The organism is Mycobacterium sp. NGS63 (assembly GCF_059812295.1).
In genome coordinates this window covers 216,411-230,212 of record NZ_JCALCJ010000001.1, presented here as the reverse complement: position 1 = coordinate 230,212, position 13,802 = coordinate 216,411, and the positions used below count along the sequence as shown (strand labels likewise).

13 protein-coding genes are annotated in these 13,802 nt (G+C 71.2%); 5 read left to right on the top strand and 8 right to left on the bottom strand.

What is annotated here, in order from left to right:
* The first annotated feature begins 7 nt into the window (after positions 1-7).
* Together AC5Y4Z_RS01200 and AC5Y4Z_RS01195 are read left to right on the top strand one after the other, a co-directional pair.
* On the top strand, positions 8-604 hold the full coding sequence (locus AC5Y4Z_RS01200; RefSeq protein WP_499960403.1) for a TetR/AcrR family transcriptional regulator: 597 nt from the start codon (positions 8-10) through the stop codon (positions 602-604).
* A gap of 59 nt (positions 605-663) precedes the next feature.
* Positions 664-1,503 (top strand): mycofactocin-coupled SDR family oxidoreductase, encoded by an 840-nt coding sequence (locus AC5Y4Z_RS01195; RefSeq protein WP_499960402.1) that lies wholly within the window; start codon positions 664-666, stop codon positions 1,501-1,503.
* Here the strand turns inward: AC5Y4Z_RS01195 and AC5Y4Z_RS01190 are convergent.
* From AC5Y4Z_RS01190 to AC5Y4Z_RS01165, 6 genes are read right to left on the bottom strand one after another with little or no spacing between them, the layout of a single operon-like run.
* Complete coding sequence (locus AC5Y4Z_RS01190) at positions 1,496-4,180, bottom strand: fumarate reductase/succinate dehydrogenase flavoprotein subunit (protein WP_499960401.1); 2,685 nt, start codon at positions 4,178-4,180, stop codon at positions 1,496-1,498. The genes AC5Y4Z_RS01195 and AC5Y4Z_RS01190 overlap by 8 nt on opposite strands.
* Entirely contained in the window at positions 4,177-4,917 is a 741-nt protein-coding gene (locus AC5Y4Z_RS01185; protein WP_499960400.1) for an ABC transporter ATP-binding protein, read from the bottom strand. The genes AC5Y4Z_RS01190 and AC5Y4Z_RS01185 overlap by 4 nt, the downstream gene beginning before the upstream one ends.
* Positions 4,914-5,768, bottom strand: coding sequence for an ABC transporter permease (locus AC5Y4Z_RS01180; protein ID WP_499960399.1), 855 nt, complete (start codon positions 5,766-5,768; stop codon positions 4,914-4,916). The genes AC5Y4Z_RS01185 and AC5Y4Z_RS01180 overlap by 4 nt, the downstream gene beginning before the upstream one ends.
* Positions 5,765-7,153, bottom strand: coding sequence for an ABC transporter substrate-binding protein (locus AC5Y4Z_RS01175; RefSeq protein WP_499960398.1), 1,389 nt, complete (start codon positions 7,151-7,153; stop codon positions 5,765-5,767). The genes AC5Y4Z_RS01180 and AC5Y4Z_RS01175 overlap by 4 nt, the downstream gene beginning before the upstream one ends.
* Positions 7,154-7,181: 28 nt before the next feature.
* Entirely contained in the window at positions 7,182-7,409 is a 228-nt protein-coding gene (locus tag AC5Y4Z_RS01170; protein WP_499960397.1) for a 4Fe-4S dicluster domain-containing protein, read from the bottom strand.
* A complete protein-coding gene (locus AC5Y4Z_RS01165) occupies positions 7,406-8,152 on the bottom strand; it encodes a GntR family transcriptional regulator (RefSeq protein WP_499960396.1) in 747 nt (248 codons plus the stop codon). Before AC5Y4Z_RS01165 ends, AC5Y4Z_RS01170 begins: the two co-directional genes overlap by 4 nt.
* A gap of 195 nt (positions 8,153-8,347) precedes the next feature.
* Here AC5Y4Z_RS01165 and AC5Y4Z_RS01160 point away from each other — a divergent pair, with 195 nt between their 5' ends.
* Positions 8,348-9,016: a response regulator transcription factor gene (locus AC5Y4Z_RS01160; RefSeq protein WP_499960395.1), complete on the top strand. Its 669-nt coding sequence runs from the start codon at positions 8,348-8,350 to the stop codon at positions 9,014-9,016.
* Here the strand turns inward: AC5Y4Z_RS01160 and AC5Y4Z_RS01155 are convergent.
* Positions 8,998-10,383 (bottom strand): sensor histidine kinase, encoded by a 1,386-nt coding sequence (locus AC5Y4Z_RS01155; RefSeq protein WP_499960394.1) that lies wholly within the window; start codon positions 10,381-10,383, stop codon positions 8,998-9,000. The genes AC5Y4Z_RS01160 and AC5Y4Z_RS01155 overlap by 19 nt on opposite strands.
* Before the next feature lie 64 nt (positions 10,384-10,447).
* Here AC5Y4Z_RS01155 and AC5Y4Z_RS01150 point away from each other — a divergent pair, with 64 nt between their 5' ends.
* Positions 10,448-10,729, top strand: coding sequence for a hypothetical protein (locus AC5Y4Z_RS01150; RefSeq protein WP_499960393.1), 282 nt, complete (start codon positions 10,448-10,450; stop codon positions 10,727-10,729).
* Positions 10,729-10,962, top strand: coding sequence for a hypothetical protein (locus tag AC5Y4Z_RS01145; protein ID WP_499960392.1), 234 nt, complete (start codon positions 10,729-10,731; stop codon positions 10,960-10,962). Before AC5Y4Z_RS01150 ends, AC5Y4Z_RS01145 begins: the two co-directional genes overlap by 1 nt.
* On the opposite strand, the gene AC5Y4Z_RS01140 is transcribed toward AC5Y4Z_RS01145, so the two are convergent.
* On the bottom strand, positions 10,943-13,801 hold the full coding sequence (locus AC5Y4Z_RS01140; RefSeq protein ID WP_499960391.1) for an aminotransferase class I/II-fold pyridoxal phosphate-dependent enzyme: 2,859 nt from the start codon (positions 13,799-13,801) through the stop codon (positions 10,943-10,945). The two genes, AC5Y4Z_RS01145 and AC5Y4Z_RS01140, sit on opposite strands and share 20 nt — an antisense overlap.
* Position 13,802: the final 1 nt, after the last annotated feature.

The window sequence follows — 13,802 nt, the reverse complement described above, 5'->3', positions numbered from 1 at the left end:
ATGCGGTATGCGTACCACGGAGCGGGCGAACCGGTCAAGCAATGAGGGGGCGCGCGGCAAGCTGATCGAGGCCACCGCCCGGATCATGCGGGAGGAGGGCTACGCCGCGGCCACCTCCCGGCGCGTGGCCGCCCGGGCCGGGGTCAAGCAGGCCCTGGTGTACTACTACTTTCCGACGATGGACGACCTGTTCGTGGCCGTGCTGCGCGCGGGCGCCGACGTCGCGCTGGCGCGGATGCGCGCGTTGCTGGCCGACGACGAGCCGCTGCGGGCGCTGTGGCTGATGAACAGCGATCCAGCGCTGACCACCCTGAACGCGGAGTTCATGGCCCTGGCTAACCACCGCAAGGCGATCGGCGCCGAGCTGAAGGCCTACGCCGAACGTGTCCGCGACATCGAGACCGCGGCGGCCACGATGGTGCTGCGGGCCCACGGCGTCGACCTCGAGGAGTATCCGCCGGTGGCGATCTCGATGCTGATCGCGCAGACCGCGCGCAGCCTGTGCAACGAGAGCGCCGTCGGCGTCACCCAGGGGCACGACGAACTGCGCGCCTTCGCCGAACGGCTGCTGGGCCTGCTCGGGGCCCCCGCCCCACGCGGTTGACACCACGGGCGAAAGGTGTAACGCTTCCTGATCGAGCGACAAACAAACGAGGTGAAGTCATGGGTGGACGAGTCGACGGCAAGGTCGCGCTGATCACGGGGGCGGCCCGCGGCCAGGGACGCAGCCACGCGGTGCGCCTGGCGCAGGAGGGCGCCGACATCATCGCGGTCGACATCTGCAAGCCGGTCAGCAGCAACACGGTGATCCCGCCGGCGACGCCGGACGACCTCGCCGAAACCGTCGACCTCATCAAGGGCCTCGACCGTCGCATCGTCGCCACCGAGGTCGACGTGCGCGACTACGGCGCGCTGAAAGCGGCGGTGGACGCCGGTGTGGAGCAGCTGGGCCGCCTGGACATCATCTGCGCCAACGCCGGAATCGGCAACGGCGGCCAGACCCTCGACAAGACCAGCGAGGAAGACTGGCGAGACATGATCGACGTCAACCTCGAGGGCGTGTGGAAGACCGTCAAAGCCGGTGTCCCGCACCTGATTTCCCAGGGCCAGGGCGGATCGATCATCCTGACGAGCTCGGTCGGCGGGCTCAAGGCCTACCCGCACACCGGCCACTACATCGCCGCCAAGCACGGGGTGGTGGGCCTGATGCGCACCTTCGCGGTCGAACTCGGCAAGCACTTCATCCGGGTCAACTCCGTGCACCCCACCAACGTGAACACGCCGATGTTCATGAACGAGGGAACGATGAGGCTGTTCCGCCCCGACCTGGAAAACCCGGGCCCCGACGACCTGAAGGTCGCCGCGCAGTTCATGCACGTGCTGCCGATCGGGTGGGTCGAGCCGGTGGACATCAGCAACGCGGTGCTGTTCCTCGCCTCGGACGAATCCCGTTACATCACCGGGCTTCCGGTCACCGTGGACGCGGGCAGCATGCTCAAGTGACGCCCAGGGCGCGGCGCGCGTAGGCCCGCACGTCGGCGTCGCCGTCCTTGAGCGCGATGCCCAGCGCGTCGCGGGCGGCGGGCTCGCCGGCCCACCGGGTCAGGCTGAGCACGGCCGCCTTGCGCACGTCGAGGTGCGCGTCGCCCAGCACCTCGACCAGCCGGGGGATCGCGAGCTCCGCGGCCGCGCCGGACAGCGCCCGGGCTGCCCCCTCGCGGACCTGCCACGCCGGCGCGCGCAACGCGCTCTCGACGGCGGAGAAATCGTCCGGGCCGCAACCCAATTGGCCCAGCGCGGCCAGCGCCGCCGCCCGCACCAGCGGGTCGGGGTCGGCGATGAGCGCGCTCACCGCGTGCGCGCCGTCCCCCAGCCTCGCCAGGCCGGCGGCCGCCGCGATCCGCACCTCCCGGCTCTCGTCGCCGGTGGCGGCCACCACGCCGGCCACGTCGTCGACCGACACCAGCGCGCGCACCGCCTCGATCCGCACCCGGTGGTCGGGATCGTCCAGCGCGCGCCGGTATTGCCCGGCGTCGCCCGCGCGGCGGGCGGCCAGCAGGTACACGGCGGCCGCGCGCACCACGGTGTCGGCCGAGCGAAGGTACGGCTCGGCGCCGCCGGGGTCGGGCAGCACCTCGACCAGCTCGCGGATGCCCTCGGCGCCGGTGCGGCGCACCGCGGCGTCGGCGTCGTCCAGCGCCGCGAACAGGGCGGGCGCGTAGCCGTCGGGGATGTGCTCGGTCAGGGCGGCCACCGCGGTGCGGCGCACCCCGGGATCCGCGTCGGCCAGATAGGGCGCCAGGTCGGCGATCGTCGGCTCCTCCAGTGCCAGGACCTCGGCGATGCGCGGCGAGGGCGGCTCGAACGCCGGTGCGGGCGAGGCGATCCGGGACCGGGCGGCGGCCGGGGCCTGGCCGCCGATCAGCGGCGGCTGCTCCACCTCGTGCACGGTCTGGTCGGCTGGCGGCAGGCCGTCGAGCTCCGGGACGGGCACGAAATACGGCGCGACGGGCCGCTTGAGGAAGGCCATCCGGCCGCCGGTTCCTTTGCGCAGGTTGAGGTGATAGCCCCACTGGCCGTCGTCGCGGCCGGGCAGGTCGGCGCGGTCGTGGTAGAGGCCCCACCGCGATTCGGTGCGGGTGAGCGACGAGCGGGCGGCCATCTCGGCGCAGTCCCGGATGAACGACACCTCCACGGCGCGCATCAGCTCGTGCGGGTTGTGGGCGCCCATCTCGGCGATCTCCGCGCGCATCCGGTCGAAGGTGCGCACCGCGATGGACAGCTTGGCCGCGGTCTTCGGCGGCGCCACATAGTCGTTGACGAAGCGCCGCAGCTTGTATTCGACCTGCGGCTGCGGCGGGCCGTCGGGGTGGCGCAGCGGGCGGTAGATCAGCTCGTGGGCCTCGCGCAGCTGGTCATCCGGAAGCTGTTGCGGCGCAGCGACGTCCGCGCATGTCGACGCGGCGTGCGTGCCGGCCAGGTCGCCGAACACGAACGCCCCGATCATGTAGTTGTGCGGGACGCAGGCCAGGTCCCCCGCGGCGTAAAGCCCGGGCACCGTGGTGCGGGCGTGCTCGTCGACCCACACGCCCGACGCGGAATGCCCGCTGCACAAACCGATCTCGGAGATGTGCATCTCGATGTCGTGGGTGCGGTAGTCGTGGCCGCGGTTGGCGTGGAAGGTGCCGCGGGTCGGGCGCTCGGTGGTGTGCAGGATGTTCTCCAGCGCGCTGAGCGTCTCGTCGGGCAGGTGCGACACCTTGAGGTAGATGGGCCCGCGGGCGGAGTCGATCTCGCTTTTGACCTCGGCCATCATCTGCCCCGACCAGTAGTCGGAGTCGACGAACCGCTCCCCCAAAGCGTTGACCTGGTAACCGCCGAACGGGTTGGCCACGTACGCGCACGCCGGCCCGTTGTAGTCCTTGATCAGCGGGTTGACCTGGAAGCACTCGATTCCCGACAGCTCCGCGCCCGCGTGGTAGGCCATCGCGTACCCGTCGCCGGCGTTGGTCGGGTTCTCGTAGGTGCCGTACAGGTAGCCCGACGCGGGCAGGCCCAGCCGCCCGCACGCCCCGGTGGCCAGGATCACCGCCTTGGCGCCGATCGCATAGAACTCGCCGGTGCGCGTGTGCAGCGCGGCCGCCCCGACGGCCCGGCCCTCGGAAACCAGCACCCGCACCGGCATCAGCCGGTTCTCGATGCGGATCTTCTCCCGCATCGCGCGCTGCCGCAGCACCCGGTACAGCGCCTTCTTGACGTCCTTGCCCTCCGGCATGGGCAGCACGTAGGACCCCGAGCGGTGCACGCGGCGCACCGCGTACTCGCCGTGCTCGTCCTTTTCGAACTTCACCCCGTAGCGCTCCAGGCGCTGCACCATCGCGAAGCCGCGCGTCGCCGTCTGATAGACGGTGCGCTGGTTGACGATTCCGTCGTTGGCGCGGGTGATCTCGGCGACGTAGTCCTCGGGCTCGGCCTTGCCGGGGATGACGGCGTTGTTGACCCCGTCCATGCCCATCGCCAGCGCGCCGGAGTGGCGCACGTGGGCCTTCTCCAGCAGCAGCACCTGCGCGCCGCTCTCGGCGGCCGACAGCGCCGCCATGGTGCCCGCGGTGCCGCCGCCGATCACCAGCACGTCACAGTCGAGGCGCAGCGGCGCCCCCGCGTCGGGGATCTGCATCATGCCGCCACCGAATGATCAAGCGCGGCAATGACTTGCGCGAACAGCTCCTCGGCCGGCACGTCGCTGCGCGGGTCCGGCACGTCGATCGACGCGCGGGGCGGCTCACCGGCCCGGCCCAGCACGACGATCCGGTCCCCCAGCGCAAGCGCCTCGTTGACGTCGTGGGTGACGAACACGATCGTGGTCGGGTGGGTGCGCCAGGTGTCGATGAGCAGCCGCTGCATGGCGGCGCGGGTCTGGGTGTCCAGCGCCCCGAACGGCTCGTCCATCATCACCGCGCGCGGCGCCCCGGCCAGGCCGCGGGCCAGCTGGACGCGCTGGCGCATCCCGCCGGACAGGCTCTTGGGCAGGAAGTGGCCGAAGCCGCGCAGGCCGAGCTCGGAGATCCAGCGCTCGGCCGCCGCGCGGCGGGTGGCCCGCGGCTCGCCGCGCAGCCGAAGCGCCAGCTCGATGTTGGAGCGCACCGTGCGCCACGGCAGCAGCGCGTTGTCCTGGAACACCATGCCGCGGTCGCCCGAGGTGCTGGTGACCTCGGCGCCGTCGGCCAGCACCCGGCCGTCGTCGGGGGCCAGTAGGCCCGCCAGCGCGCGCAGCACGGTCGACTTGCCGCAGCCCGACGGCCCGGTGAGCACCAGGATCTCCCCCGGCCGCACCGTCAGGCTCAGCCCGTCGATGACGGGTTTTCCCGTGTAGGACAACCGGACTCGGTCCAGCTCGAGGCTCATCCCGACCGTCATCGCCGCTCCTCCTCTGCCCGCGGCAGCCACCGGGTCACCCGGCGCCCGACCAGCTCGACGGCCGCCGACGTCGCGAACCCCAGCACGCCGATCGTGATGATCCCCACGAACACCTGCGGGTAGGCCAGCACGGTGTAGTCCTGCCAGGTGCGGTAGCCGACGCCGAGCCGGCCCGAGATCATCTCCGCGGAGATGACGCAGATCCACGCCACCCCCATGCCCACCGACAGGCCGCCGAACACGCCGGGCAGGATGCCCGGCAGCACCACCTGGCCGAGCACCTGCCACCGGCCGCCGCCCAGGGTGCGCACCGAGTCTTCCCACAGCGTGGGCAGCGCCCGCACCGCGTGCCGGGTGCTGACCATGATCGGGAAGAAGGCCGCGAGGAAGGTGATGAACACGATGCCGGCCTCGTCGGTGGGGAACAGCAGGATCGCCACCGGCACCATCGCGATGGCCGGGATGGGCCGGGCCAGCTCGGCCAGCGGGCCGAAGGTGTCGGCGAACAGCCGCGAGCGGCCCAGCAGCACGCCGGTGGCGACGCCGACCACCGCGGCCAGGCCGAAGCCGGTGAGGATCCGCAGCAACGACTGCGCCAGGTCGAGCCAGTACTCGCCTGCGCCGAGCCGGCGGTCCAGCGCGTGCACGATCTCGGTGACGGTGGGCAGCGTGTCGAACCGCAGCAGCAGCCGCACCTTGCCGGCGGTCAGCAGCTGCCACAGCCCGATCGCGGCCGCCACGGACGCCAGCCGCAGCAGCCGCCACCGCCATGGTGACGCGGAGGCTCGCGGCGTCGCGACGGTGGGCAGCGTGACGGGCCCGGCGACCCGTTCGCTCAACTCGGCGGTCATACCGAACCTCCCAGTGCTTGTTGGTAATCCACGGCGACGCTGCCCTGATGTGCGGCGGTGTAGCGGCGCGCCCCCGCCGTCGTGCCGAACGGGTAGTAGGCCTGCCCGTCGCGCACCCAGACCGCCTTGTCGGCGAACCAGCGCGTCCCCAGCTCGGTGTCGGGAACGTAGGCCGCGCGGACCCTGGCGCCGCGGGCGGTGGCGTCCCGGATCGCCTGCAGCAGGCCGGTGGGGTCGGCGACCGTCTGCGTCGCGTCGGCCCCGTCCAGCCACAGTTCGCTGGCGCGGGCGGGCTCACCGCGCAGCGCCGACGGGTTCGCGGTGCGCGCCCTTGCCGCGTCGTAGTCCAGCCCGCGGGCGGCGAACACCGCGCGCAACGGCCCGTCCACCACGAACTTGCCGATGTCGAGGTCGGCGAAGTCGCCGATCGACTTCAGGTACGGCACATCGCTTTTCAGCGCGTCGGACAGCGACGGCTTCAGCGTGGTGTCGAACGACGTGCCGCCGGGACCGTTGTAGAGGTACACCACTTCCTGCGGCAGCGCGCTCGCCTGGGCCACGATGCGCGCCGCCTCCAGCGGCTTGTCGTTGAGGAAATCCGTGGCGTCCAGCTGCGCCTGCAGGAACGCGGCCAGCACCTCGGGGTGGGCGGACGCGTACGAGCGCCGCACCACCACGCCGTGCAGGGTGGGCAGGTTCAGCTCCGCGCCGTCATAGAGCAGCTTGGCCTTGTTCTGGTAGACCAGCAGCCCGGGCCAGGCCACGAACTGCGAAAGCGCCTGCACCTGGCCGGATTCCAGGGCCGAGGCCCCGATCTGTGGCTGCTGGTTGAGCACCTCCACGCCGGTGACGCGGGCCCTGGCCAGCGCGCGCACCAGCGTGCCGTGGCCGGCCGAGCCCACGCTGGCCGACACCTTGGCCCCGGCCAGGTCGGCCAGCCCGGTCGCCGCCGAATCCGGCTTCACCACAACCATGTTCAGCGCGCCCTTGGGGTTGTAGCCGGTGACCGACACCATCTCCGTGCGGGCCCGGGCGCTGGCCTGCGTCTTGGAGCCGTTGATCAGCATCGGGTAGTCGCCCATCGAGCCGATGTCGATCTTCTCGGCGAGCATCTGCGCGGTGATCGGGGCGCCGGTGTCGTAGTCCTGCCAGCGCACCGCGTATCTGGTTCCGGTGCGGGTGGTGATGTCGGCCAGCCGGCGCTCCAGGTAGCCCTGCGCGCGCAGCAGCGCGCCGGCGGTGACGGTGTTGATGGTCTTGGACTGGTATCCCACCACCACGTTGACCACGCCGGAGGACTGCGACAGCGATTCCAGCGAGCAGCCGGAGGCCACGGCCACGACGGCGGTAAGCACCGACAGCAGCCGGCGGGCGTTGCTTTTCATTGGGGGCCCTGGGTTTTCAGCGGGAGTTTCAGCGCAAGAGATACGGCATGTTGACGGTGACGGCGCCGGTGGGACAGCGGGCCGCGCACGGGCCGCAGTACCAGCATTCGTCGACATGCATGAAGGCCTTGCCGGTCTCCGGGTCGATGGCCAGCGCGTCCAGCGGGCAGACCTCGACGCACAGCGTGCAGCCGTCGATGCACAGCGACTCGTCGATCGTGACCGGCACGTCGGCGCGGCTGTTGACCAGCGTCATAGCTTGCTCCTCAATAGGCTGCCGCGCATGGTGATTCGGTCGCCACGCATCCGGATGTACTCCAAGTCAACGGGTCTGCCGTCGTCGAGGCTGGTGAGGCGCTCCAGCATGAGCAGCGCGGCCCCGTCGGGCACCTGCAGCGTGGCCGCCGAGTGCGCGTCGGCGGGGATGGCCTCCAGCGCCAGCGACGCCGAACCCAGTCGCTGCCCGCTCACCCGCTCGATGAGCCCGAACAAGTCGTCGGTCTCCAGCGGATAATCCAGGATCGCCGCCCCGATGTCGGACACCAGGTAGGTCAGGTCGAGGCTGAGCGGCAGGTCACCCAGGTAGCGCAGCCGCTCGACGAACACCGCCCGCTCCCCGGGCTCGAGTCCGAGCCGGCGGGCCACCGACGGCGGGGCGGTCACCGGCATGGCGGCGCGCACCTCGTTGCGGACGTCGCCGAGGTCTTTGAACGTCTCCTTCAGCCCCAGCAGCGCGTCCAGCCCATGGGAGTACTTGCGCTGGGCGACGTGGGTGCCCACCCTGGGCCCGCGGTCGATCAGCCCCTCGCGCTTGAGGACGGCGAGCGCCTCGCGAACGGTGTTGCGCGACACCGAAAATTCGGCCGCCAACGCGTGCTCGCCGGGCAGGCCGTCCGGGTAGGCGCCGGTGTGGATCTGCTGGCGCAGCACATCGGCGACCCGGCGGGCGCGGTCGGCCCGGGGTCCTTCGACATGCAAGCTCGGTACTGGGTGCGCCACGCCGTCACGCTAACCCCGTTGGACGGCCCGTCCCGGGCGGCCGAACGGGGCCCACCTGGGCGGGCCACGGCATTGCGCCGGGTGCGATTCGGCGGCGACCAGCGCAAACCCGCGGGCCGCGCGCCATTGCGCCACCCCGGGGCGCGCGCCGCCTTTGCGATCCCGGTGAGCGAAAACGGGCGGTAGCGTGGCGACATGCGGGTGCTACTCGTCGAGGATGAGCGGCGGCTGTCTGCGACGCTGGCGATGGGGCTGAAGGCCGAGGGTTTCGTCGTGGTCGCCGTCGAGACGGGCGACGAGGGCCTGCAGGAGGCGCTGACCGACGGCTTCGACGTCGTCATTCTCGACATCATGCTGCCCGGCCGCAGCGGGTATGAGGTGCTGCGCCGGATGCGGGCCCAGAACGTGTGGACGCCGGTGCTCATGCTGACCGCCAAGGACGGCGAGTACGACCAGACCGACGCGTTCGACCTGGGCGCCGATGACTATCTGACCAAACCGTTTTCGTTCCGGGTGCTGGTGGCGCGGCTGCGCGCGTTGGTGCGGCGCGGCGCGCCCGAGCGGCCGGCGGTGCTGAGCGCCGGGTCGCTGACGCTGGATCCCGCGCGGCACACGGTGCAGCGCGGCTCGACGCCGATCGCGCTGACGCCCCGCGAGTACGGGCTGCTGGAGTTCCTGATGCGCAACAAGAACCGGGCGGTGAAGAAGTCCGACATCCTGCGCAACGTGTGGGACGCGCATTACCAGGGCCCCGACAACGTCGTCGAGGTCTACGTGGGATACGTGCGCCGCAAGATCGACGCGCCCTTCGGCACCAACACGATCGAGACCGTCCGGGGCGTCGGTTACCGGTTGGTGTGTTGAGGTAGCCGCACGGTGACCGTCGTGCCGCCGCCGTGCCGGTCGTCGATGGTGACCGTCCCGCCGTGGGCGGCGACGACCTCGGCGACGATCGCCAGGCCCAGGCCCGTCCCTCCCCCGCCGCGGGAGCGGTCCGAATCCAGCCGCACGAAGCGCTCGAACACCCGCGCCCGGTCCGCCGGGGCGATGCCGGGGCCGTCGTCGCCGATGGCGACCGTCGCGGTCCCGTCGCGGGCGGCGACGTCGATCGCGACGCGCGAATTGGCATGGCGCACAGCGTTGTCCACCAGGTTGCGGATCATCCGGGACAACGCCGCCCGGTCACCGGTCAGGCGCGCCGGGCCGATGTCGGCGTCGACCGCGCACGTCGCCTCGCGCCGCACCCGGACCGCTTCGGCCTGCGCGAGCTCGTCGAGGGCCACCTCGTCGTGGTGCAGCACCATGCTTTTCTCGTCGGCGCGGGCCAGCAGCAGCAGGTCCTGGATCAGCAGGTGCATGCGCTGCGCCTCGGGCAGCAGCGTGCCGACCGCGAACTCGGCGTCGAGCAACTCGGGATGCGCCTCGGCGACCTCCAGCCCGGAGATGATGGTGGCCAGCGGGCTGCGCAGCTCGTGCGAGGCGTCGCCGACGAAGCGCTGTTGCGCGCGGTGGCCGGCCTCGATGCGCGACAGCATGTCGTTCATGGTGACGGCCAGGGCGGCGATCTCGTCGCGGCTGTCGGGCACGGGCACCCGTTCGGCCAGGTCCGACGCCGAGATCTCGGCCACCCGGCTGCGGATCGCGTCCACCGATTGCAGCGACCGGCGCACCAGCCGGTAGCTCGCGGCCGCCGCCACCGCGATGATGATCGGCGCGCCGCACGCCAACAGCAGCGCGGCCGTCCGCGCCGTCGCCTCGGCCGCCTCGCTGCCCCCGCCGACGATCACCGTGTAGTCGCCGACCGCGGTCGCCACCCGTTGCCCGCTGATCCGCATGTCGTCGCCGGCCACCGCGTCGTCGGACATGCCGCGGCGCAGTTCGGGGCCGAACTCGGCGACGGGCACCAGCGGCGTCCTGGGCGCCAGGCCCGCCCGATGCACCACCCGGCCCTCCGGGTCGATCACCTGGATCGCGACCACGAGCTGGTTGGTGGTCAGCAGCGTGTCGTCGAGGCCGCCCAGCTCACCGGGCGGGTCCGCCCGCAGCGCCTCGGCGATGATGCGCACCTTGGCCGCGGTGGCGTCGTCGATACCCGCCAACAGCGTCCGGTACAGGATCGCGTCGAACACGGCCCCGGCGAAGGCAAGCGCGATCAGCACGGCCACCGCCGATACCGCGGCCGAGCGAGCGGAGATCCCCAGGTTGAAGGGCGACAACGGACGCACCCGCACGCCACTAGATTCTGCCGGGCGCTTCTCAGCGGCCTCTCAGCGGCCTCGTCCTAGGCTGGCGCCGATGAACGTCGAGCAACTGCGTCGAGCGCTCGCCGGCCTTCCGGGCGAAATCCCCATCGCCGTCGAGGATTCCACGATGGGCTGGATCCAGAACGCGGCGCTGTATCTGGCGCCGGCGCACATCGACCGGCGCGTCTCCGGCAACTTCCTCTACGCGCGCCACCGCGACGGCGCCGACAACTGCCGCGCGTTGTTGATCAGCGGATTGCACCAGCCCGACGAGTGCGTCGGAATCACCGCCGAGCCCGCCTGGCCGACGGTGATCGACGCGGAGGGGCCATGATGATCGCCAACATTCTGGTCGGCGCGGCGGCTGTGCTGGCCGGCGTCGGCGTGGTGGGAGCGGCGCCGGCCGGCGCCGACCCGAGCGCGTTCGGCACGCTGAGCTGCGGCTGCCACGTGAAGGGGCCGCCGGGCAGCGCGGTTCGGCGCGACGAGATCGCCCGCGGCCTGCGGCAGAGCCTGGCCGAGTGGACGCCGTCGCAGCCGCGCCAGCTCAGCGCTCTGACTCGCTGACCGCCGCCACTGCGCTGTCACCGTTGCGCACCGAGACCGCCGACGCGTCGGCGGGCAGCTCGAACGCGGGATACGCCGACCCGACCGCGGCCGCCGCCGCGTTGCGCTGAGCCTCCATCCGGGCCAGCGCCGCCTCGGTGAACACCGACAGCCCGAGGTCGGGGTTGTAGCCGTGGATCTCCTTGACGTCGAGCTGGGCGAGGAAGTACACGATCTCCTTCGACACCACCTGGCCCGGCACCAGCACCGGAAAGCCCGGCGGGTAGGGCACCACGAACGTGGTCGACACCAGCGTCTTGCCCTCGGCCAGCCGCCGCCCGGCCATGCCGATCAGCACGTGCTCGCGGTCGGACTCCTCGTACCCGGCGTAGAACGCCGAGCGCATGTCGCCGAACTTGCAGGCGTCGACGGGACGGAAGGCGACGTCGAACTCGCTGAAGTCGGGCAGGTGCGGCAGGTCCTCGGTGATCTCCTCGACCCGCCGCTGCTGCAGGGCGCGGTCCTCCTTGCCGCCGGCGCTGCGGCTGCGTTCGAAGTCGGTGGCGATGCGCCGCAGCACGTCGAGCAGGTAGTGCACGCTCGACCAGGTGACCCCGATGGTGAAGATCAGCAGCACGCTGTTGATCGAGGTCTTGTTGATCTGGATGCCGAACCGGTCCATCAGGATCTTCTCGCGGAAGTCGTAGCCGTTCATGCCGGTGTCGCCGACGAACAGGGTGACCCGCGTGGCGTCCAGCACGAACTGGTCGGACCGCCACGCCTCGTTCCACTCGGCGAGCGCGCCCTGGCGCACCTCGCGGTAGGAGCTCACGCACGACGCCCGGAACTCGTCGGGCACCAGGTCGGACTCGTCGAGGATGCGGAACCACTTGCTGATCAACCGGTCCCGGCGCACCCGGTGCCGGAACACCAGCGCCATGTTGTACACGTTGCGGACCAACTCGAAGCCCTCGATGTCGACCTGGCGGCGCGCCAGGTCCAGCGACGCGAGCAGCTGCTGGTTGGGCGACGTGGAGGTGTGGGTCAAGAACGCCTCGGCGAACGCGTCGCGGGTGAGCGCCTTGAAATCCTGGTCGCGGACGTGGACCATCGACGCCTGCCGCAGCGCCGACAGCGACTTGTGCGTCGAGTGCGTCGCGTACACCCGCACCCGCGCGCGGGCGGGGTCGGGCAGCAGCCGGCGCTCGAGCCACTCGGACCGCTCCCCCCCTTGTTGCAGCCCTTCCATCTCCGCGGCCCAATCCCGGTATTCCGCAGCGTATTCCGGGGACGCCAGCATCTGCTCGAGGCGCTCGGCCGAAACCATCGCCGTGCGCTGCCGGGCCCACGGCACCGCCGTCGCGAACGCGTACCACGCCTCGTCCCACAGGAAGCAGATGTCCGGCTTGATCGCCAGCACCTCCTCCATCACCCGGCGCGGGTTGTAGACGACGCCGTCGAAGGTGCAGTTGGTCAGCAGCAGCATGCGCACCCGGTCCAGCTGGCCGGCGGCCTCGAGGTCCAGCAGCGCCTTTTTGATGGTGTGCAGCGACACCGCCCCGTAGATCGCATACTCGGGCAGCGGGTAGGCGTCCAGGTACAGCGGGTACGCCCCGGCCAGCACCAGACCGTAATGGTGCGACTTGTGGCAGTTGCGGTCGATCAGCACGATGTCGCCCGGGCGGGTCAGGGCCTGCACGACGATCTTGTTGGCCGTCGACGTCCCGTTGGTGACGAAGTACGTGTGGTTGGCGTTCCAGGTGACGGCGGCCTTGTCCATCGCCTTCTTGATGTTGCCGTGCGGGTCCAGCAGCGAGTCCAGGCCCCCGGAGGTGGTCGACGTCTCGGCCATGAAGATGTTGCGGCCGTAGAACTCGCCCATGTCCTGCAACGACTTCGAGTTGAAGATGCTGGCGCCGCGGGCGACGGGGAGCGCGTGGAACTGGCCGACCGGGGCCGCCGCGTAGGCGCGCAGCGCGTCGAAAAACGGTGTGGCGAAACGGTTTCGGAGGCCGGCGAGCACCGTGCTGTTCAGGTCGGTGACGTCGTTGAGCCGGTAGAACGTGCGGTCGTAGACGTCGGGTTCGTCCTCGGTCTCCGCGGCGATCGACTCGTCGGTGAGCAGGTAGAGGTCGATGTGCGGCCGCAGCTCCCGGATCCATTCGGCGCATTCCACCCAATCCTGGGTGTCGGTGGCCACCACGTCGTCGCACGCCGCGCCCAGCAGCGTGTTCATCAGCGGCACCCGGTCGCGGGACCGCAGCGGCAGATCGTGGCGGATGATCGCCGCCTGGATCTCGCCGTTGAGGGCGACCGCGGTGATGGCGTCCTCGATGCTGCCCACCACCAGCAGCTCATACTGCACCTCGTCGGACGGGTTGCGCAGCGCCCGAAGGCATTCGGCCAGGCTGTCGGGGGCCGTCACCGGGGAGTCGTCGGCGAGCAGCACGGTGTAGAACTGCTGCTGCTTGGCCTGGGCCACCAGCTCCTGCTCAGCCAGCGGCGCGGAGGTGTCGAAAAGCCCGGCGCGGTCGCCGTATTCGGAGAGCAACCGCACGGCCAGCGAGACCTCCTCGGCCAGCCGCACCGTCGACAGGCTCTCCAGGTGCGCGCGGAACGTCGCCAGATTGCCGGCGCCCGGGTACAGCCAGTAGCGCTCGTAGGCGCCGATGCGGTCCATCAACCGCTTCACGCGGGCGATGTCGTGGGCCTTGTCCAGCCCGGCGAGGTCGACCTCGCACAGGCGACGGCACGCGTCGTCGAGCAGGTTCCACGTGTCGACGCGCGTGTACGACGGGTTGGCCACCGCCGCCAGCGCGGACACACGAAGTCGTTTCGGGCGGGCGCTGTCTCGGCTCATG